At 59.9% G+C, this 19313-nt stretch carries 17 protein-coding genes, 1 tRNA gene and 1 pseudogene; 10 read left to right on the top strand and 9 right to left on the bottom strand.

Annotation, left to right across the window (positions count from 1 at the left end; translation table 11 throughout):
- Positions 1–209: 209 nt before the first annotated feature.
- The 3 genes from HU806_RS16675 to HU806_RS16665 are packed head-to-tail and all read left to right on the top strand — an operon-like array spanning position 210 to position 3775.
- The gene (locus HU806_RS16675; RefSeq protein ID WP_186612462.1) at positions 210–869 is read left to right on the top strand and encodes a paraquat-inducible protein A; all 660 of its coding nucleotides are present in this window, start codon (positions 210–212) and stop codon (positions 867–869) included.
- Entirely contained in the window at positions 856–1479 is a 624-nt protein-coding gene (locus tag HU806_RS16670; protein ID WP_186612460.1) for a paraquat-inducible protein A, read from the top strand. Before HU806_RS16675 ends, HU806_RS16670 begins: the two co-directional genes overlap by 14 nt.
- Entirely contained in the window at positions 1472–3775 is a 2304-nt protein-coding gene (locus tag HU806_RS16665) for a PqiB family protein (RefSeq protein ID WP_186612458.1), read from the top strand. The genes HU806_RS16670 and HU806_RS16665 overlap by 8 nt, the downstream gene beginning before the upstream one ends.
- A 101-nt stretch (positions 3776–3876) precedes the next feature.
- Here HU806_RS16665 and mksF read toward each other — a convergent pair whose 3' ends face one another.
- Genes mksF through mksB form a run of 3 tightly spaced genes read right to left on the bottom strand, consistent with a single transcriptional unit; the run spans position 3877 to position 8685 of the window.
- A complete protein-coding gene (gene mksF / locus HU806_RS16660; RefSeq protein ID WP_186612456.1) occupies positions 3877–6717 on the bottom strand; it encodes an Mks condensin complex protein MksF in 2841 nt (946 codons plus the stop codon).
- Complete coding sequence (gene mksE, locus HU806_RS16655; RefSeq protein WP_014340217.1) at positions 6714–7415, bottom strand: Mks condensin complex protein MksE; 702 nt, start codon at positions 7413–7415, stop codon at positions 6714–6716. Before mksE ends, mksF begins: the two co-directional genes overlap by 4 nt.
- A complete protein-coding gene (mksB, locus tag HU806_RS16650; protein WP_186612455.1) occupies positions 7405–8685 on the bottom strand; it encodes an Mks condensin complex protein MksB in 1281 nt (426 codons plus the stop codon). The genes mksE and mksB overlap by 11 nt, the downstream gene beginning before the upstream one ends.
- Positions 8686–8905: 220 nt before the next feature.
- Between mksB and HU806_RS16645 the strand changes: the two genes are divergently transcribed.
- Both HU806_RS16645 and rimI read left to right on the top strand, forming a co-directional pair.
- The gene (locus tag HU806_RS16645; protein ID WP_186612469.1) at positions 8906–9646 is read left to right on the top strand and encodes an energy transducer TonB; all 741 of its coding nucleotides are present in this window, start codon (positions 8906–8908) and stop codon (positions 9644–9646) included.
- Positions 9639–10091 (top strand): ribosomal protein S18-alanine N-acetyltransferase, encoded by a 453-nt coding sequence (gene rimI / locus HU806_RS16640; RefSeq protein WP_186612453.1) that lies wholly within the window; start codon positions 9639–9641, stop codon positions 10089–10091. The genes HU806_RS16645 and rimI overlap by 8 nt, the downstream gene beginning before the upstream one ends.
- Positions 10092–10154: 63 nt before the next feature.
- Here rimI and HU806_RS16635 read toward each other — a convergent pair whose 3' ends face one another.
- Entirely contained in the window at positions 10155–10571 is a 417-nt protein-coding gene (locus HU806_RS16635) for a serine kinase/phosphatase (protein ID WP_186612451.1), read from the bottom strand.
- A 133-nt stretch (positions 10572–10704) separates the two neighbouring features.
- Here HU806_RS16635 and can point away from each other — a divergent pair, with 133 nt between their 5' ends.
- Entirely contained in the window at positions 10705–11349 is a 645-nt protein-coding gene (gene can, locus HU806_RS16630) for a carbonate dehydratase (protein ID WP_039594546.1), read from the top strand.
- 10 nt (positions 11350–11359) lie between these two features.
- Here the strand turns inward: can and HU806_RS16625 are convergent, their stop codons facing one another.
- The 3 genes from HU806_RS16625 to HU806_RS16615 all read right to left on the bottom strand — a co-directional run bounded on the left by HU806_RS16625 (position 11360) and on the right by HU806_RS16615 (position 14755).
- On the bottom strand, positions 11360–11887 hold the full coding sequence (locus tag HU806_RS16625; RefSeq protein ID WP_186612449.1) for an SET domain-containing protein: 528 nt from the start codon (positions 11885–11887) through the stop codon (positions 11360–11362).
- A gap of 176 nt (positions 11888–12063) precedes the next feature.
- Positions 12064–13224, bottom strand: coding sequence for a hypothetical protein (locus HU806_RS16620; RefSeq protein WP_186612447.1), 1161 nt, complete (start codon positions 13222–13224; stop codon positions 12064–12066).
- Between the two features lie 112 nt (positions 13225–13336).
- Positions 13337–14755 (bottom strand): TIGR00366 family protein, encoded by a 1419-nt coding sequence (locus HU806_RS16615; RefSeq protein WP_186612445.1) that lies wholly within the window; start codon positions 14753–14755, stop codon positions 13337–13339.
- A gap of 173 nt (positions 14756–14928) precedes the next feature.
- Between HU806_RS16615 and HU806_RS26885 the strand changes: the two are divergent.
- From HU806_RS26885 to HU806_RS16600, 4 genes and pseudogenes are all read left to right on the top strand, one after another.
- A pseudogene (locus tag HU806_RS26885) lies at positions 14929–15753 on the top strand (PAS domain-containing protein); the annotation flags it as partial.
- Between the two features lie 108 nt (positions 15754–15861).
- Positions 15862–16293: a methyl-accepting chemotaxis protein gene (locus HU806_RS26880; RefSeq protein WP_408003326.1), complete on the top strand. Its 432-nt coding sequence runs from the start codon at positions 15862–15864 to the stop codon at positions 16291–16293.
- An 89-nt stretch (positions 16294–16382) separates the two neighbouring features.
- Complete coding sequence (locus tag HU806_RS16605; RefSeq protein ID WP_186612441.1) at positions 16383–16937, top strand: DUF2975 domain-containing protein; 555 nt, start codon at positions 16383–16385, stop codon at positions 16935–16937.
- A 7-nt stretch (positions 16938–16944) separates the two neighbouring features.
- On the top strand, positions 16945–17178 hold the full coding sequence (locus HU806_RS16600; RefSeq protein WP_122564726.1) for a helix-turn-helix domain-containing protein: 234 nt from the start codon (positions 16945–16947) through the stop codon (positions 17176–17178).
- Here the strand turns inward: HU806_RS16600 and ggt are convergent.
- Entirely contained in the window at positions 17160–19013 is a 1854-nt protein-coding gene (ggt, locus tag HU806_RS16595) for a gamma-glutamyltransferase (RefSeq protein WP_186612439.1), read from the bottom strand. The genes HU806_RS16600 and ggt overlap by 19 nt on opposite strands.
- Before the next feature lie 184 nt (positions 19014–19197).
- A tRNA-Met gene (locus tag HU806_RS16590) sits at positions 19198–19274 on the bottom strand.
- Positions 19275–19313 lie beyond the last annotated feature (39 nt).

Here is a 19313-nt window from a genome sequence, read left to right as displayed (position 1 = left end):
TGAAACGATGCATCGCCGATGGTAGTGTGGGGTTTCCCCATGTGAGAGTAGGTCATCGTCAAGATTAAATTCCGAAACCCCTATCTGCTGATGCAGGTAGGGGTTTTGTTTTGCCTGCTATAAAAAGCTATGAACGCTGATAAATTTGCACAGTTATTTTCGAGCTGGAGCACTAGAATAGCCCCAACTTAGTTGAGCCAGAGCGCTTTATGCCCGATCCGTCAGACATTGATAGGTTGTCAGATTTACCCCTGAGCGATCTGGTGGCGTGTCATGAATGCGACCTGTTGATGCGCAAGCCCCAGCTAGCCTATGGCGAAAAAGCCGAATGCCCTCGGTGCGGATACGAACTCTACGCTCACCGGCACAATGTGGTTGAGCGTAGCCTGGCCCTGGTGATCGCCGCTTTGCTGTTATTTGTGCCAGCGAACTTTTTACCCATCATGCAGCTCAATCTCCTCGGGCAATCCTCCGAAGACACCGTTTGGAGTGGCGTGGTCGGTTTGTTTGATACCGGTATGCAAGGCGTGTCCGTGGTGGTGTTCCTGTGCAGCATGGCTATTCCGTTGCTCAAGCTGCTTTGCCAGTTGATTGTCCTGCTGACTATTCGCTGGAATATCGGACGAAGCTACGGCCTTCTGTTGTATCGCATTTATCATCATTTAAGGGACTGGGGGATGCTCGAGGTTTATCTCATGGGCGTGCTGGTCGCTATCGTCAAGCTCGCAGACATGGCGGCGATTACCGTGGGGCTCGGCCTGGTGTGCTTTGTCAGTTTGTTGCTGGTTCAGGTCTGGCTGGAAGTGGTGATGTCACCCCATCAGATATGGCATGCGTTATCAGGAGAAGACGGCCATGCGAGCAATTGATGCGGGCATCCTGGTCTGTACCGAATGCCATCAATTGAATCGGCAGGACGCAGACGCTGGCAAGCAGACCTGTACCCGTTGCGGCGCACGAATCCACCCCCGTCGCCCCAACAGCCTCATGCGGACCTGGGCATTGTTGATCACCGCGGCAATTCTCTACATTCCTGCCAATATGCTGCCGATCATGACGATCAACTCGCTGGGCCAGGGAGCGCCAAGCACCATCATGGCCGGCGTGATCGAGTTGGTTCAGCATGGCATGATTCCCATCGCCGCAGTGGTGTTCGTCGCCAGTATCGTTGTACCCACCTTCAAGTTGGTGGGCATCGCCTTGTTGTTGTTTTCCGTGCAACGGCACCAACCCATGTCCGCGCGACAGCGCATCCTCATGTACCGCTTCATCGAGTTCATCGGCCGCTGGTCGATGCTGGATATTTTCGTAATCGCCATCTTGGTGGCAGTGGTGAATTTCGGGCGGCTCGCCAGTGTCGAAGCCGGTCTCGGCGCCATCGCCTTTGCCAGCGTAGTGATTTTGACAATGATTGCCGCAGTAACCTTCGATCCCCGACTGATTTGGGATAACACGGAGTCGGATGACGACCATGACTGATTTGCCTACTGCTAAAACCCGACCAGCTTCAAACTGGTCGGCCATCTGGGTACTGCCGTTGATTGCCTTGATCATCGGCGGATGGCTTGGTTGGCGGGCTTATAACGAGACCGGAATCGAGATCAACGTGCGTTTTGAAAGTGGCGAAGGCATTCAGGTCAGCAAGACTGAGGTCGTCTACAAAGGCATGACGGTCGGCAAGGTAAAGGCCCTCACGCTCGACGATGAAGGAAGCTCAAAGGGCGTCATCGCAACCATCGAAATGAACAAGGACGTCGAGCAATACCTCAAGACCGGAACGCGTTTCTGGTTGGTCAAGCCGAGCGTGACGCTGGCGGGGATCACTGGTCTGGAAACGCTGGTTTCAGGTAACTACGTAGCCATCAGCCCCGGCGAGGGTGAGTCGACCCGTAAATTCAAGGCATTGGCTGAGGAGCCGCCCCTGTCGGACGCCAAGCCGGGCCTGCACTTGACGATCAAGGCAGATCGACTGGGATCGCTGAGCCGTGGCAGCCCGGTGTTCTATAAACAGATTCAGGTGGGCCAGGTGAAAAGCTACCTGTTGTCCGAGGATCAGCGCACGGTAGAGATCAAGGTCTTCATTGAGCCCACCTACGCCAGCCTGGTCCGCAAACACACGCGGTTCTGGAATGCCAGCGGTATCAGCATCGATGCCAACCTCTCGGGCGTCAAGGTACGCAGCGAATCCCTGGCGAGTATCGTCGCGGGCGGTATTGCGTTTGCCACGCCAGAAAACCGCAAGGACAGTCCGCCTACGGACCCAAGCCTGCCGTTCCGCCTGTATGAGGATTTCGATGCTGCGGCTGCCGGGATTCGCGTCAAGGTCAAGCTCAGCGACTTCGAAGGATTGCAGGCCGGTCGTACGCCGGTGATGTACAAGGGCATCCAGGTCGGCAGCTTGAAAACCTTGAAAGTCGACCCGGACCTGTCCAGCGCCAGCGCCGAGCTGACTCTCGATCCGTTGGCCGAAGACTACCTGGTGGCGGGCGCCCAGTTCTGGGTGGTCAAGCCGTCGATTTCCCTGGCGGGTATCACTGGCCTCGAAGCACTGGTCAAGGGCAACTACATTGCCGTACGCCCGGGCGACAAGGGCGGCGCGCCGCAGCGCGAGTTCGAAGCCCGGGCGAAAGCGCCACCGCTGGATCTGCGCTCGCCCGGTCTGCACCTGGTCTTGTTGACTGAAAATCTCGGTTCGCTGGAGGTCGGCAGTCCGATCCTCTACAAGCAAGTCAAAGTCGGATCGGTCCAGAGCTACCAGTTTTCTCGTAAGAAAAAGCAACTGATCATCGGCGTGCACATCGAAAAGGAATACGAAGGGCTGGTAAACGGTTCGACGCGGTTCTGGAACGCAAGCGGCGTGACGCTCACGGGCGGTTTGACCGGTGGCATCCAGGTCAAGAGCGAATCTCTGCAAAGCCTGATGGCCGGGGGAATTGCCTTCGAAACGCCGGAGCCGAACGTACCGTTGAAACGGCGCATCCCACGGTTCCGTTTGCACGAGGATCGCGAAGCCGCGCAGCAGAAAGGGACGCTGGTGACGATCAAGGTTGATCGGGCCGATGGTTTGCGCAGCGGTACGCCGGTCCGTTTCAAGGGGCTGGACGTAGGCAAGATCGAGGACGTCGATCTCAGTGCCGATATGCAGTCGGTTTTGGTTACTGCGCGTATCACCGAAGTGCCGGAGCGTATTGCCCGTGTCGGTTCACTGTTCTGGGTGGTCAAGCCTGAGCTGGGCTTGATGAAAACATCCAACCTGGAAACCCTGGTGACCGGTCAGTACATTGAGGTGCAGCCAGCGGTAAAGAACCTGGGGCCGCAGAAAAACTTCGTGGCCCTTGCCGAACCGCCGGAAAGCGCGGTTCCCGAGGCTGGGTTGAGCCTGGTGCTGAGCGCGGCCCGCCGCGGTTCGCTGAAGGTCGGCGTTCCGGTAACTTATCGTGAGATTGCCGTGGGCAAGGTCACGGGCTACGAGCTGGGGCAAACGGCAGACCGGGTATTGATCCATATCCTGATCGAGCCCAAGTACGCGCCGTTGGTGCGCGGTGGTACGCGGTTCTGGAATACCAGTGGGTTCGGCCTGGATTTTGGCCTGTTCAAAGGCGCGACGGTGCGAACCGAGTCGCTGGAGACGCTGATTCAGGGCGGTATCGCTTTTGCCACGCCGGATGGCGAGCGGATGGGTAGCCCGGCACGACCGCAGCAGACGTTTGCGCTGTTCGATCAATTTGAGGATGAATGGCTGACCTGGGCGCCGAAGATCAAAATCAGCCAATAAGATTTTAAGGCATAGCTCCTTCGCCCAAGGTTTCACCTGACCACGAAAAAGGCCGCGATCCAATGGATCGCGGCCTTTTTCACATCCAGCTATTCAAAATATCAAACCGAATCCAGCTCCGGCTCATCGGCCTGGACGTTCAACGTGGCTTTCACCGCATCGTGACGACGGATGTATTTCCAGTCCGCTTCATCGATGTAGATACCGTTCGGGCCGCTGCCACCTTCCAGGTCGATGGCGACACTGGCGCAGACCTGCGGTTTCACGCTCGCCAGGATCGGCACGAACCCCAGTTGCAGGCTGGTTTCCAGCAGCGCCGCCTGGTTCTTCTCGTCGATGTCCGCCGCTTCGTCCAGGTAGTACGGCAGGCGCACGCGGCCGGCCTGTTCGCGGTCCATCAGGTGCAGCAACAAATACATGTTGGTCAGCGCCTTGATGGTCATGGTGGTGCCGTTGGACGCCGCACCGTCGATGTCGGTGTGAATCACCGGCTGGCCGTTGACCTTGGTGATCTCGAAGGCCAGCTCGAAAAGGTCCTTCAAACCGAGCTGGTTGTGGTTCGCCGCCACCAGCCGCGCCAGGTATTCCTTGGCTTCTTCGTTCTTGTTGTCCTGCTCGGCGCTCTGGCTGAGGTCGAACACCGACAACGTCTCGCCTTCTTCGTACTGGCCGGCGCTGTGGATGATCTGGTCGATGTGCTTGAGCGCTTCCTTGTTCGGTGCCAGGACGATACGGAAGCTCTGCAGGTTGGACACCTGGCGCTTGTTGATCTCGCGGTTGAACAGCGCCAGTTGATGCTCGAGGCTGTCGTAGTCGCTGCGGATATTGCGCAGGGTCCGGGCGATGTCGGTGACCGCTGCACGGCGGGCCTTGCCCAGGGTCAAGGCCTCGTCGGTGCGGTGGGCATAGGCGTTGATCAGCAGTTGCAGGCGTCGCTCCATGTCATCTTCGCTGTCGAACTTGGCCACGCCCTTGAGGCGCACCTGGGCGTACAGCGCTTCGATCTGGCCATCGACCCGCTGCAGGCCTTGCCAGCTGTCCTGATAGTCATTGAGCAGCGGCAGCAGGTTATCCATTGAATCGTCGACCGGATCCATGAACGGTGTACCGAACGGCAGGTCCGCCGGCAGCAATTGGCGGCGGCGCAGGGCGTCGTCGAGGGTGCGCTGCTTGGCTTCCATGTCAGCGATCTGCCGGCCCACGAGTTGCAACTTGGCGGACAGTTGCTGGACGCGCTCAGTGAAGGCATCGCTGGAGCGCTTGAGTTCGTCCTGGGCGGCTTCCATCTGCGCCAGTTGCTCAAGCTTCTCGCCTTCCTCGGCGCTCAAGGTCTGGCTGCGGCGGAAGTCTTCCAAGGCTTTCTGCGCGTCGAGGACCTGCTGGTACAGCGCCTCGGTCTGGGTCTTGCTCGCGGCGCGGTCGGCGGCCACGGCTTGCTGGGTCTTGAGCTGCTTGAGCTCTTTTTCCAAGCGCTCTTTCTGATCACGCAGCGCGGCACGGTCGGCCAGGGCTTGCAGCGCCGGCGGCTCGATGTGGGACAGGTCGATGGACAGCCCCGGCACTTCGAAGCGCTCACCCTTGAAGCCGTCGAGGATCAGCTCCATGGATTTGACCCACTCGCCATTCTCGTCCAACGCAATGCCGTGCTCGCCCAGCGGCAGGCTGAACAGGGCGCTATTGAACAGGCGCATCAGGCGTTCCACGTCCTGCTGGGAGAATTCCTCGCGCAGGCGGGCGTAGCTGTTGTTGTCGGCGTGGTCGAGTTGCTGCTTGACCGACTTCAGGCGTTTTTCCAGGTCTCGCAGGCGCTCCTCCAAGTCTTCGGCGCTGAACTGCCGGGACTGGGCCAGGGCACCGGCCAATTCATCATGGGCATCCTTGGCGGCGAGCAATTGCTGTTCCAGGATTTTGACGTCATCCACCAAGGCGAAACGGTTCTTGAGCACCGACAGCTCGCCGAGCCAACGCTGGATACCGCTGATTTCCCGTTCCAGGCGCATCAGCTCCTGAGTGCCGCCGCGTTGGTCGTTCTGTAGCGAATCCTGCTCGTTGCGGTAATGTTCGGCCTGGATGGTCAGCTCTTCCTTGCGCGCACTGGCGTAATCCGACCAAGTGCCCAGCAGCGAGTCGAGCAACGGCGAGAGGCGATGCAACTTGCCCCGCAGGATATCGCGCTGGGCCACGCCATTGGCCAAGGCTTCCACCAGCGGGCCGGCGGCCACCAGGGAGTTGTAGTCCTGCTCCATGCGTCGTACGTCGCGGAAGGCTTCTTCGCACGCGGCGATGTAATCCACGCTGCCCGAGCGCAGGCTGTGTTCGAACGCGTCGAGGAACAGCTGCTTGAGCTTGGCCGCAGTGATTTCGCGCATGTGCAACAGGTTGATGAACAACGCGCGGAAGGTCTTCAGGCTTTGCTCGCTGGTGGAGCGCAGCGGGATCAGCGTCAGGTCCAGGGGAATCGATGTGTGACCACCGACCAGCAGACGGCGCAGTTCATCCGGCTTGAGTTCGTAGGCTTTCAGGCCTTCGCGCTCAAGGTTGGTGAAGAGTTCTTTCTGACGCAGGCAAGTGTCATCTTTCTGGTAGTGAGCCAGGTCCAGTTTGCCGGCGTAGGCAAAGAACTGGTGGCCGAAACCACCGCCCGGGCCGCGACCAACCACGCCGATGACGTGCGGGCCGTGGGGCAGGGCGACTTCCACGAGGATGTAGCTGGTGTCCGAGGCAAAGTAGAAGCGCCGCGATTGCTCCAGGCTGTATTTGCCGAAACTCATGTCCGACATGCGCGCCAGGATCGGGAACTGCAAGGCGTTGATCGAGGCGGATTTACCGAGGTTGTTCGCGCCGTACACCGACAGCGGTTCTTCCAGCGGGAACAAGCCGAGGCTGTAACCGGCGGTATTCAAAAGGGCAAAGCGGCGGATGCCGTAGCGTTCCCTGCTCATGCGTCGGTCTCCTGTTCTTCGGCAATGGCACGGGCCAGTGCGTCTTCTTCGCTTTCACCTTCGAATTCGCTGAGGTCCAGCGGATCATCGGTCTGTAGCAGTTTTTCGTCGCTGTCTTCGTCGATCAGTACCGGCGCCGGCAGCGGCAACACGCTGTGCAGGCTGGCGGCCAGGTCGCGGTCCTGCTGGACCGACAGACAGACATCGAGGAAGCGATGCATCGGCGGCAGGAAGCGGTACACGCCGTTCTCTTCGCTGGCAAAACCCAGTTGGGTCATGCGGCGCATGATTTTTTCTTCCAACTCTTCCTGGGTCTGTACTTCGGCCTGGATGAACAGGTCGCGGTATTTTTCCAGCAGCGAAGGCAACTCATCGCGGCCCAGGCTGCCGCCGTCGAGCACGGCAATCGGGTCCCGGCCCTGGTCGGCCAGGTGCTCTACGAGGATGAAGGTGAACAGGGCCAGGCGCTGGGCGGTCTTGTTCACCGCGGCGGCGGCCAGGTCCGGCACGAAGTAGTAGAAGCCACGTGTGTCGCACACCAGTTCGAAGCCCAGGGCCTTGAACAGCGTGCGGTACTGGTCTTGGAAATTCGACAGTTGCGCGTACAGCTCCGGGTCGCGGCGGCTGACGTGATAGCCCTTGAACAGCTCGCGGAAGATCGGCGCCAGCTGGGACAGTTCGGATAGATCAAGATGCATGGGGGATGCTCGCAGAATCCTCGGCGGCGGTGTCGCCGGACGAGAGCAGGGCGAAGGAGCGCAGGCTGACCTGATGCTCGTGAGTGTGATAATCGCGGCGCTCCAGGCGCTCGCGCTTGAAGCGTTTTTCCCGCGACAGGCGCGAGAACCAATACAGCAATTCGTCGGTGGCGCCGTCCGGTTCCTGCTCCAGCAGCCAAGTCATCAGGTCCGGCATCGGCAGGGCGTCTTCGCAGCGCTCGACCATCTCGCGCACGGTACGCGGCGCACGCGGTGCTTCACCACCCTTGTGGGTCTTGTGGGACTTAGGGAAACGCGCCGGTTTCGGTTCGAAACGGGCCAGGGCATAGACGTAGGCTTCGACCTGGCTGGCGCTGCCCAGGAAGGTGCTTTGCGGCCGGGTGAACAGCGGCATGGCAGCTTGCGGCACGGCGTCGATGCCTTTGCGGCGAATGGCTGCCAGGGCCAACGCCGCGCCACGGGTCACGGCGTTGTGGCGGCGGGCTTCTTCGCGCAATGGTAGTAGCAGTTCGCGGGCATGGCGCAGGGTCAACTGGGCGCTGGTCTGCATCTCCAGGATGCGCGCGTGGGTGCGCAGCAGCATGTCGTCGTCCACCAGGTGGCCGAGGCGCTGCTGTTCGGTGAGCATGCGCAACAGCACGTTCTCGACCTTGCGCACGCCCTGCTCGAATGCGCCGTCGGCGTTCACCAACTGGATCATCGGCTCGACGTATTCGTCCCAGGTCGCCAGGACTTCAGCGTAGCGCTGGCGCAGCGGGATCTGCCGGTCGCTGGTCTTGGCCCGTTCGGCGACGGCTACCAAGGCCTGTTCATCGTTGGCGAGCTTCTTGAGCACGTCGCGCACGCGCATGTCCAGCAGCCGCAACTGGCGGGCCAGGTCATTGCCGTCGCGCACCTCGAAAGCGTCCTGGATGTAACCGGCCAGGCGCTCGAGGTGGCGCAGGTAGGCTTCGATTTCAAGGCACAGGCCGAGGCGGTGTTCGCGGCGCAGGTAGGCGAGGAAGTCATGGATCTGGGCATTGAGCTCGAAACGGTTCGGGCTTTTCGCCACTGGTACAAGGATGTCCAGGCGGATCCACACGTCCAACAGGCTGGTGATGTCCTGGGGCGTGCTGTCCAGTTGTTGGGCGGCCAGTTGTGAACGCAATTCGTTGAGGCTCAGGGTGCCCTGGTCGAAGTGCTCGCACAAAGGTTCCAGCAATGCCCAGTGTTCAGCGAGGGCGCGCAAGACGCGCTTGGGTTCGATCATCGCAATGGCCGTCGGGTTGGCAATTAAAAGCCGCGATTGTACTGCATCGGGCCGGTTGCGATTCACCCCTGAGACGGACTGTCGTTGCGTATTGATCAACTAATGAAGCCAACGGGGCAGCGATCCGCGCCGAAGGGCGGTAGAATCCCCTCACTTTTAGTTATCCACAAGTGGCCGACCCTTGCTTATCGAGTCCCGCCGCCGCGCCTATCTGACCGCCATGCAGGTGGTCAATTGGCTGCCGCGTACCGAATTGCCGTTCGCCGCCCCGTCGCGGCCCGAGCTGCTGGAAGCGCCTGAACCGGTGGAGATCGAGCCGGTGCAAGTGATGCCGGTCGCCAAGACCGCTGCGCAACCGGTGGCGCCCGCCGTCGAGCGGCCGAAGGTCGAAGTCCCGCGTCCGAGCCTGGCTTCGACCCGCACCAATGCCAAGCCGGTGGAAGAGGTTGTCGAGGCGCCGCCCAAGGCACCCTACGTCGCCCCGCCGCGTTTTGCCCTGCAACTGCTGCGCGCCGGGCGTTGCCTGTTGTTGGTGGAATTACCCACAGGCGATCCGTTCCAGAGCCGCGACCCAGCCTACTTGTTGCTCAAGGACATGCTCCGCGCCGCCGGCCTGCCGGACAGCCCGCAGATTATCGGCGAGCCGGTGCGCTGGCCGCTGTTGTCACGCGGCACGATGGACCAAGGGCCCGAGGCCGCTCGAGACTTTGTCCAGGGCTTCGTTTCGGCGCGTCTCGAAGACGAGCCTTGCGTATGCCTCTGGTTGGTTGGCCTGCCGGCGGTGAAGTTTGCTGGCGAGGCGGATGCCGAGGCGTTCAATCGTGAGTTGCAGGTCGAAGGCCTGGGCTCGGCCTGGGCGCTGCCCGGGCTGGAACTCTTAATGGAAACGCCACAGCGCAAGGCTGATGTCTGGCAAGCCATGCGCCGGCTGATGACGCGCTGGAAAGAATCGAATGAGTGATGCTGTATCGTTCCGCCCGATGACCGAGGCGGACCTCGACGCTGTGCTGAAGATCGAATACGCAGCCTACAGCCACCCGTGGACCCGGGGGATATTTCTCGATGGATTGGGTAAATACCAGATCTGGCTGATGTTCGAAGGCCAGCAGCAAGTGGGCCATGGCGTAGTGCAGATCATCCTGGATGAAGCCCATCTGCTCAACATCACCGTCAAGCCGGAAAACCAGGGCCGCGGGCTGGGCTTGCGGCTGTTGGAGCATCTGATGTCGATTGCCTACGAGGCTAAGGCTCGTGAATGCTTCCTGGAAGTGCGCGACAGCAATCGCACCGCGTTCCGGTTGTATGAACGTTATGGCTTCAATGAAATCGGACGGCGGCGCGACTACTATCCGGCGGTGGGAGGCCGCGAGGACGCGGTGGTCATGGCTTGCACTTTGGTCGACTGACTGTTTTCTCGTTGACTGGATTGTCGCTATCGCGAGCAAACTCGCGATAGCGACAATACTCAATCAGGACCGACCCCGGTTACGGCTTCCATCCAACGGATCGATATCGGCCATTTCCGCTTCGTCCAAGCCATCGCCTCCGCCTATATCGTTTTCGTCGACGATGCTCAGATCCCAATCGGCCTGTTCGTCGTCGCCGGCTTCATTGGCGTCCCGAGAGCCGTCGTCGCGGATCAGCGTTTCGGGGCTCATATCATCTTCGGTCGGCTGGCGGTCATCCATCGAAGCACCGGTCATGCCCGCTTCACGGACGCGTTCTTCCGGCATCAATTGCTCACGTTCGTCCGCTGGCAATTCGTCGCCGATTTTCGCGCCGGGTTCATCGTCGAAGTCCAACTCATGCATCGAGCCCATGCGATCTTCATTGTCATCGATGGGCTCCGGTTGCGTCGCATCGAAGGGACGTCGTGAATCATTCATGGCAATTCCTCATACTGTGGGCCTTACTAAGAGTCGACCGGCAGCGGGGCCAGGAATTCCAATGCATCGCCAACGTGACCTCGACCGACGGTCGTCTGTCACAGTTGCGCACTCTCTATCGAGGCTGGACAGCATGAATGAATTACAAGATCTGATTGATAACAACGCGCGCTGGGCCGATGCGATCAAGCAGGAGGATCCTGACTTCTTCGCCAAGCTGGCTCGTCAGCAGACCCCTGAGTATTTGTGGATTGGCTGTTCCGATGCGCGGGTGCCGGCCAACGAGATCGTCGGCATGTTACCGGGCGATCTGTTCGTGCACCGCAACGTCGCCAACGTGGTGTTGCACACTGACTTGAACTGCCTTTCGGTCATTCAGTACGCGGTGGATGTGCTCAAGGTCAAACATATCCTGGTTACCGGCCATTATGGCTGCGGCGGCGTGCGTGCCTCGATGCAGGACCGCCAGTTGGGGCTGATCGACGGCTGGCTGCGCTCGATTCGCGACTTGTACTACGAACATCGCGACGCATTGGCCAAGTTGCCAACCGAAGAAGAGCGCGTAGACCGCCTGTGCGAACTCAACGTGATCCAGCAGGTGGCCAACGTCGGTCACACCAGCATCGTGCAGAACGCCTGGCACCGTGGGCAGAAACTGTCAATTCATGGCTGCATCTACGGCATCAAGGATGGACGCTGGAAGAGCCTGGACACCACGATCAGTGGCTTCGAGCAATTGCCGCCGCAGTATCGGTTGCGCCCGGTAGACGCCCCCTGAGCCCAGTGCTTCAGTTGCGATGACAGCGACGACGCCAGTGCCGCAGGAACTCCATTCCTTGCTCGTTGGGCGGTTCGTCATAGCCGGTGATCCAGCCGTGACAGTTGGACGAACCGCACCGGCAAGCGAACTGCCGATACAGCTTCTGTTCGGTACTGGCGTAGTCCATCGTCAGGCATTCGCCTTCGCGGATCTCGGTCAGGGACCACAACCACAGTTCGCTCATGTCCAGGAAGACATTCGGGTTGCATGAATGCAGCAGTAATCCGGCGAAGTAGGGATCGTACATATGGACATTCGGCAGGAGCTGCAGGGTATGCAGGCGTGGGCGGCCTACCAGCAGCCCTGAAACCCTGCACATTCGCGTCATGGGAGTGAACTGCTTGCGGGTGACGATCCCATTGCCGCGTCCGTCTTTCGTCCGATGCACGTCAAAATCGCGCGCAGAGGGATAACCCAGGCGGGTGCTGAGTTGTGTTTCCGGGTAGAGGCAGTCCCGGTTCTGTGGGCTGGCGCCACCAGCAGTCAACTTGGTCATGACAGTCCCTGTCGGTGCTAAACACTCGACGTTCAGAGCTGGCGTCCTGCCAGCGGTCGTTGGAAACCCTGATAGCTTCCTCCAAACCCGGCGGCGCATCTACTGTCGACTCTGACAGGCGTCAAAGGTGTTTTCCCGTGTGAGCGCAGGCTTACACGGGAGGGCTTGTCAGTTTTTTACACCGCTTCGGCAGGCAACGGCATGGGTACCTTCAGTTGTTGGAGTTGCGACTTGACCGGAGGCGTTGCGCACTTTTTCGCTGCGTCATCCGGGGACAGTTTGCGAATCGAGGTATAGAACAATTCACAGGTCTGCTCTTTCTGCGTGACCTGCCACGTCTGCGTGCATTGATTCAGCTGCTGAGTAGGATCAGTGTTCGGTTTACTGCCCATGCCGGCTTGCCAGCAAGCAGCACTCAGGTCCTGGCCCATGACTTTCAGGCCTGCGGCATCTGCCTTGGCTTGGTCACCGTCATAGCTCTCAGGGTCGGCGGCATACCAGATATAGCTCGGATGGTTGGAGCCCAACACGGGAACCTTGACCCCTGCGGTCGGTGTAATGGTCGCCAGGCCGAGGACGTTCACCGTTTGGCCATATTGCGTCTTGATCCAGTCCCGAACGGGCGCGCCGAAGGCCACCATTGGCAATGCGGCGCCGTTTGCGGTTTGGGTGACCTGCGTGACCATAGTGGTCTGGTAGTCGTTGAAATAACTGTAGAGCCCTGCAAGCGTGCTGCCGGCATTGGACGGCGCCGCGATGGGCGCGATGTCGATGATGGTCTGGTACGCGGGGGTCTGGTCAGCAGCGATACCGTTGACGGTCAGCAGCGTGGCCCAGCGATCGGTGGTGGCTGATTCCAGGTAATCCTGGGCCTGGGTCAGCGAGTAGTCCGGTGGGAAGTGCAGCAACTCTACGCTCTTGCGGTTTTCCAGGGCCATGCCCAACGGCAGGAACAGATACCAGTTATAGGCCCATTTCTTATCCTTGTTGAGTTTCGTGGCACCGTCATAAGCAAGGTCGCCGGCCTTGAGGAGCGCCGTCAAAGGTTGACCATAGCTCTTAGGCACGCCGCTGATACTGGCATAGACAGTGTCGTTGTCGCGTTTGACGCTGACCTTGGCCGCGTCGTAGCCGTCGCGCTGCACACTTTGCGTCAGGTAATGCTCGACGGTCTGTTCCAGTGTCCAGTCGCGAAAGCAGATGACGTTGCAGTTGTTGGGATAAGCGAAGAGACGGGTGACGCGCTCGGTGCTGCCGAGGTTTACATCGATATCAGCGGCTTGGGCGTTAGCGCTCAAGGCCAGGGCGGCAAGTGGAAGTGCTGCGAGTTTGAACATGCTCAGATCCTTTTCAGCGTGTGGACCCCTCGAAACAGGGTGTATCCATACTGAAACAGACCGAGCCGAAGAAGAAGTGGGCCGAAGGAAATTTCGGCCCTTTTTTATGGCTTTATGGTATCACCGGCGGCAGATAGGTCAGCGTTGTGCCCAAGGCCCACAGCAACGCCAACACCAGCGGTGTGTGCACGAGCAGTTGCACGAAGGAAAAACCGATCAGATCCCGTGCCTTCAATCCCAGCACGCCTAACAGCGGCAGCATATAAAACGGATTGATCAGGTTCGGCAACGCTTCGGCGGCGTTGTAGATCTGCACGGCCCAGCCCAAGTGGTAGTTGAGATCGTTGGCCACCTGCATGACGTAGGGCGCCTCGATGATCCACTTTCCGCCGCCGGAAGGAATGAAAAAGCCCAGCACGGCGGAATAGACGCCCATCAGCAAGGCGTAGGTATCATGGGACGCGATCTGTACGAAAAAGGTCGAGATGTGGTGGGCGAGCGTCTGGGCATCGCTGCCCTTGACCGTGGTCAGCAGCGCGGCGATCGAGCCGTACAGCGGAAACTGAATCAATACGCCTGTGGTGGTTGGCACAGCGCGGGCCACCGCATCGAGAAAGCTCCGTGGTCGCCAGTGAAGCAGGGCACCGAGCATGATGAACAGGAAGTTATAAGTGTTGAGCCCGGAGATGGCGCTGATCGCAGGCTTGGTCGAAAACTCGTGGAACAGCCAGCCGGCGGCCAGCAGCACCAGCGCAATGGTCAGCAATGGGCTGTGCTCCAGCCATTCTCCCGGACGCGTGCGAGGTTGCAGCGCCGGCATGCTGAAACTCGGGTCGATCCCGCAGGCGGCGGCATCACGGGCGCTGTTCGGGCCGGGAGCCGTGGCGTAGGCGACGATCAACGAAATCACGATCAGCGCCAGCAGCATCACTCCGGATTGCCAGAGAAAAATCGTCTGGGTGAAAGGAATGACGCCGGTGATCGACAGGATCGAGGGCGGCAGGCTCGCCGGGTTAGCCTGCAGTTGCGCGGCCGATGACGACAACCCCAGCGCCCAGACCGCGCCCAGGCCCAGATAAGCGGCAGCGCCGGCGGCGCGATAGTCCATTTTCAGATCGGTGCGACGGGCCAGGGCTCGTACCAGCAGGCCGCCGAAAACCAGCGACAGGCCCCAGTTGAGCAATGACGCGACCATCGAGATCAGCGCCACCCACGCCACGGCACTGCGGCCGTTTTTGGGGATGCGCGCCAGGCGGTCAATCAGCTTGACGGCCGGCGGCGAGCTGGCGACCACGTAACCGCCAATCACCACGAAGGCCATTTGCATGGTGAACGGGATCAGGCTCCAAAAGCCGTCGCCGAAGGCCATGGCCGCCGCGGCAGGTTTGGCGCCGATGAGCAGCGTCGCCACCGCGACCACAAGCACCGCCAACGCGGCGAAGACCCAGGAGTCGGGAAACCAGCGCTCGGCAAAACTCGAACAGCGCAGCGCGAAGCGGGCGGAACGGCTGTCTTCAATGTCAGTGGTCACGGCAATTACCTCGGTTTTTATGGTTATGGGTATCTGGAGCGACGAAGCATCTGCGGTCAGGTGCCAACAGTAGAACAATCCAATGACCGTGGAAGGCTGGTTGGCGTTCGAGGGCGAGCTGATTATTTTTCAGACCGACAGGTGGCACTCTTTAGAAAGATTTTTCCGGGCCGATGGCAAAGGGATACATAAAAAATTCTCCTGTCTGTCGGAGCATCTCCATGTTCAACAATCGCCTGAAGCAGGAGCTGCTCGCTCTTCGCCAAGAACTCTCCAGTCTCATGCAAGTGAAAGAGAGCCTGGATCGTGAAATGCTCGGCCTAACCCTTGATGCCGAAGGGCGGATACAGTCAGTCAACCAGAACTTCCTCGACGACATGCGCTACAAGAGCCAAGACTTGATTGGCCGGTCTGTCGAGGACTTGGTACCGGCTTACCTGAAGTCCAATGAATTCCAGATTCGCTTCAAGACCGCGCTGACCCGTGGCGAGCACTTCTCGGGCGCAGTGCGCCTGACGCGAGGCGACGGCAAGGAGGCCTGGTTGCGCTCGATCCTCCAGCCGGTACGCAACGCCGAGGGGCGAATCCGTTATTTCTCGATGTACTCCAACGATCTGACGCGAACCATCGAGAATTCCCGCGAACACGAAAACCTTATCGGCGCGCTGGTGCGCTCAACGGCGGTGATCGAGTTCGATCTGGGCGGCCATGTACTGACGGCCAATGATCGCTTCCTCAACGCCATGGGTTACAGCCTTGCGCAAATCAAGGGCAAGCACCACCGCACGTTCTGTGAACCTGAGGAGTACAACAGCGCGACCTACCAACAGTTCTGGAAACGTCTGAACAGCGGTGAGTTCGTGGCCGGCCGCTTCAAGCGTATCGACGCCAACGGCCGCGAAGTATGGTTGGAAGCCTCCTACAACCCGGTGGTCGATGCCAACGATCGGCTTTATAAAGTGGTCAAGTTCGCCACCAACATCACCGATCAGGTCAATCAAGAGAAAGCCGTCGCCGAAGCGGCAAACATCGCTTACAGCACCTCGCTGCAAACTGACAATTGTGCCCAGCGCGGGACGACCGTCGTGACCCAGGCGGTGGATGTGATGCGCGACCTGGCCCGGCACATGCAGACCGCCGGCGAAGGTATCGAGGCGCTGAACGAGCAATCCCTGGTGATCGGCACCATCGTCAAGACCATCAGTGGCATCGCCGAACAGACCAACCTGCTGGCGCTCAACGCAGCCATCGAAGCGGCCCGGGCCGGCGAGCAAGGCCGGGGCTTTGCGGTGGTGGCCGATGAGGTGCGACAACTGGCATCGCGCACCAGCCAGGCGACCGATGAAATTGTCGGCGTGGTCCGCCAGAACCAGGACATGGCACGCAACGCCGTGGCGTTGATGAGCGACGGCCAGCACCAGGCCGAGCACGGCCTGGCCTTGGCCGCCGAGGCGGGTACGGTGATCGTCGAGATCCAGGACGGGGCGAAGAAGGTGGTCGATGCTGTAAGTCAGTTCGCCAATCAGCTGTCCACTTAGAGATAATTATCGTTTTTTACGTATTAATTATTGTTCCGCGATAATTTATTCGCTATGTTTTGGGCTCCCTTACATTATTGGAGCCTCACATGCATTCGAATCGTCTAGCCCTGTACAGTCAGCGGATGGCAGCCATAACCCTGGTTTTCATGGTCGCGATGATGGTCGTCAACGCCGTGGCCTGGCTGTACCCTGAAGCGGCCTCGCGATACGGCCTGGGATTTGCCCTGACCGAGCGGCAGCTGTCGAGCCTGCCCGAAGGGCTTGTGCAGTTGACGGGCTGGCAGTGCCTGGGGGCGATACTGCTCTCGAGCATTCCCTTGCTGGCCCTGGCGGTCGGGCTCACCAACTTGCGCAGGCTCTTCAAGCACTATGCCCAAGGGCAATACTTTTCCAACGCAGCAGCGGTGTATTTGGGGAATGCGGGGCGCGCGGTGGCGGTGTGGGTGCTGCTGGACTTCATCTGCGAGCCGTTTCTCAGCCTGCTGGTGACGATCTATGCGCCGGTCGGCCAGCGATTGCTGACCTTCAGTATTACCGCGCCATCGTTCGTCGCTTTATTTCTTGCCGCCTGTATTGCAATCATTGCCCGGATATTGTCCCAGGCCAGTGAAGTCGATTCAGAAAACAGAACATTCGTTTGAGATCCTCATGCCCATTGTTATCCAACTCGATGTGATGCTGGCCATGCGCAAGGTCAAATCCAAGGACCTTGCAGCTGCAATCGGCATTACTGAAGCCAACCTTTCCTTGTTAAAACAAGGAAAGGTCAAGGGTATCCGCCTGGCAACCCTCGAAGCCATTTGCAGCTACCTGCAATGCCAGCCCGCGGATCTGCTGGTCTACCAACCGCAGGACGAGTTCGATCAGTCGCCCAGTGCTTGACCTTCGCGCCTTGGGTCCGCACCGCCGGCCAGTGAGGTTTTCCCCTGAGCGTCACGTACCCTGACAATGGCTTGGGTGCCGCTGTTCATGTCGATCTCGTTCACGGCGTGGCCCTTGTCTTTCAGCGCCTGGACCAGCGCCGGGCTGAACTGTCCCCTTTCCAGTTCGGTGGGGCCGTTGCGGCTGCCGAAGTTGGGAAGGTTGATGGCGGTTTGCGGGTCCAGGTCCCAATCCAGCAGACCAATGACTGACTTGGCGACGTATTCGATGATTTGCGAGCCGCCAGGGGAGCCGACAGCAGCCAGCAGTCTGCCCTGATAATCGAAAATCAGTGTCGGCGCCATGGACGAGCGTGGGCGTTTACCGGGTTCGACGCGGTTGGCGACTTTTTGCCCGTTTTCTTCAGGGATGAACGAGAAATCAGTCATTTGGTTGTTGAGCATGAAACCCTGGACCATCAAGTGCGAGCCGAACGCCGATTCCACCGTCGTGGTCATGGACACCGCACCACCCTGGTCATCCACCGCTACCACTTGCGAGGTGGAAATACGCAAGGGTGAACGGTCCGGGGCGTAGGCTACCTGGATGCCCGGTGGTGTGCCGGGCTTGGCGACACCCATGCTACGCGGGCCGATCAGGCTGGCTCGGCTGGCAAGGTAACCTCGATCGACCAGTCCTTTGAGTGGCACGGCTACAAAATTTGGGTCGGCGATGTATTGGGCGCGGTCGGCGTAGGCCAGGCGCTCGGCTTCGGCGATCAGGTGCACCGCTTCGGGGGAGGGTTCAATGCCGGCGGGCTTAGTGGTCTTGAGGGGTTTCAAGGTGGCGAGGGCCGTGTTGCTGTCGCGCTGTTCCAGGGCCTGCAACGTCCCGAGTATCTGTGCTACGGCAACCCCTCCCGAAGAGGGTGGTGGCATGCCGCAAATTTGCCAGCGCTTGTAGTCGGTGCACAACGCGGGCCGCTCCCGTGCGGTGTAGTCCTGGAGGTCTTTTAGCGAAAGGCTGCCGGGGTTGGCGTGTCCCTGCACCTTGGCGACGATCTCCTCGGCAACCGGCCCTTTGTACAAAACATCGGGACCTTCGTTGGCGATGCGCTTGAGCACGCCAGCCAATGCCGGGTTTTTCAGGACGGTGCCAACTGCCTTCGGGTTGCCATCGGCATTGAGAAAGTATGCCGCCATGTCGGGCGAGCCCGGCAAGGACGGGTCGGATGCGATCAAGGCGTGCAGTCTGGGGGAGATCGCGAAGCCCTGCTCCGCCAGCGCGATGGCCGGCTCGAAGAGCCTCGCCCATTCGAGACGGCCATGTTTGCGATGGGCCAGTTCCAGTCCGCGCAATACCCCCGGTGTACCCACGGAACGACCGCCGATTTGCGCGGCAGTAAACGGCATGGGTTTGCCGTCGGCTTGCAGGAAAAGTCTTTCGGTGGCGCCGGCCGGCGCCGTTTCGCGACCGTCGTAGGTGCGCACGGCCTTGCCGTCCCACAGCACAATGAACGCTCCGCCGCCGATCCCCGAAGACTGTGGCTCCACGAGGGTAAGCACTGCTTGCATTGCAATTGCCGCGTCGATGGCTGAGCCGCCGCGTCGCAACATCTCCCGACCGGCCTCGGCCGCTAATGGGTTTGCCGCAGCCGCCATATGCTTGTCGGCGTAACGGGTCTGCAGGTCGGTGCGGTAGCCGGAGGTGATCTCCGGCGGGGCGGGCAATGCCGGTGTGGCAGTCGAGGAGGGAGGGGCCTTGCAGGCGATGAGTGTCAGAGTGACAGCCAGCAACGAAACGGCTGACAGGCGATGAAGGTTCGGTTTCAGATCTGTTAGCACGTGTCGCTCCATCCGTGGGCCCGGGGTATAAGGATCGACTGTAGCGATGCGAGGCGTGTGGCGCAAATCACCCGGAACTCAGTATCCGTTTGATGCTTGGATTAAAGTGGCGAGGGGGCAAACAAATCTGAGAGGGCAGGCGCTTTTCTCAAGGCATAAAAAACGGCCTATCTTTCGATAAGCCGTTTTTAGTACTTGGTGGCTACACAGGGACTTGAACCCCGGACCCCAGCATTATGAATGCTATGCTCTAACCAACTGAGCTATGTAGCCAAGTGGCGCGCATTATTCGCTGGTAACGGAGATGTGTCA

The organism is Pseudomonas sp. SWRI154 (assembly GCF_014268645.1).
In the GTDB taxonomy this organism is placed as follows: Bacteria; Pseudomonadota; Gammaproteobacteria; order Pseudomonadales; family Pseudomonadaceae; genus Aquipseudomonas; species Aquipseudomonas marvdashtae.
This window is presented reverse-complemented; position numbering and strand designations above follow the sequence as displayed.

Coding starts and splice junctions, on each gene's coding strand:
- HU806_RS16625 (WP_186612449.1), bottom strand. CDS start 11,887: ATGACCAAGTTGACTGCTGGTGGCGCCAGCCCACAGAACCGGGACTGC.
- HU806_RS26880 (WP_408003326.1), top strand. CDS start 15,862: ATGCGCGACCTGGCCCGGCACATGCAGACCGCCGGCGAAGGTATCGAG.
- HU806_RS16645 (WP_186612469.1), top strand. CDS start 8,906: ATGCAGGTGGTCAATTGGCTGCCGCGTACCGAATTGCCGTTCGCCGCC.
- mksF (WP_186612456.1), bottom strand. CDS start 6,717: ATGAGCAGGGAACGCTACGGCATCCGCCGCTTTGCCCTTTTGAATACC.
- HU806_RS16605 (WP_186612441.1), top strand. CDS start 16,383: ATGCATTCGAATCGTCTAGCCCTGTACAGTCAGCGGATGGCAGCCATA.
- mksB (WP_186612455.1), bottom strand. CDS start 8,685: ATGATCGAACCCAAGCGCGTCTTGCGCGCCCTCGCTGAACACTGGGCA.
- ggt (WP_186612439.1), bottom strand. CDS start 19,013: ATGGAGCGACACGTGCTAACAGATCTGAAACCGAACCTTCATCGCCTG.
- rimI (WP_186612453.1), top strand. CDS start 9,639: ATGAGTGATGCTGTATCGTTCCGCCCGATGACCGAGGCGGACCTCGAC.
- HU806_RS16670 (WP_186612460.1), top strand. CDS start 856: ATGCGAGCAATTGATGCGGGCATCCTGGTCTGTACCGAATGCCATCAA.
- HU806_RS16635 (WP_186612451.1), bottom strand. CDS start 10,571: ATGAATGATTCACGACGTCCCTTCGATGCGACGCAACCGGAGCCCATC.
- HU806_RS16665 (WP_186612458.1), top strand. CDS start 1,472: ATGACTGATTTGCCTACTGCTAAAACCCGACCAGCTTCAAACTGGTCG.
- mksE (WP_014340217.1), bottom strand. CDS start 7,415: ATGCATCTTGATCTATCCGAACTGTCCCAGCTGGCGCCGATCTTCCGC.
- can (WP_039594546.1), top strand. CDS start 10,705: ATGAATGAATTACAAGATCTGATTGATAACAACGCGCGCTGGGCCGAT.
- HU806_RS16675 (WP_186612462.1), top strand. CDS start 210: ATGCCCGATCCGTCAGACATTGATAGGTTGTCAGATTTACCCCTGAGC.
- HU806_RS16620 (WP_186612447.1), bottom strand. CDS start 13,224: ATGTTCAAACTCGCAGCACTTCCACTTGCCGCCCTGGCCTTGAGCGCT.
- HU806_RS16600 (WP_122564726.1), top strand. CDS start 16,945: ATGCCCATTGTTATCCAACTCGATGTGATGCTGGCCATGCGCAAGGTC.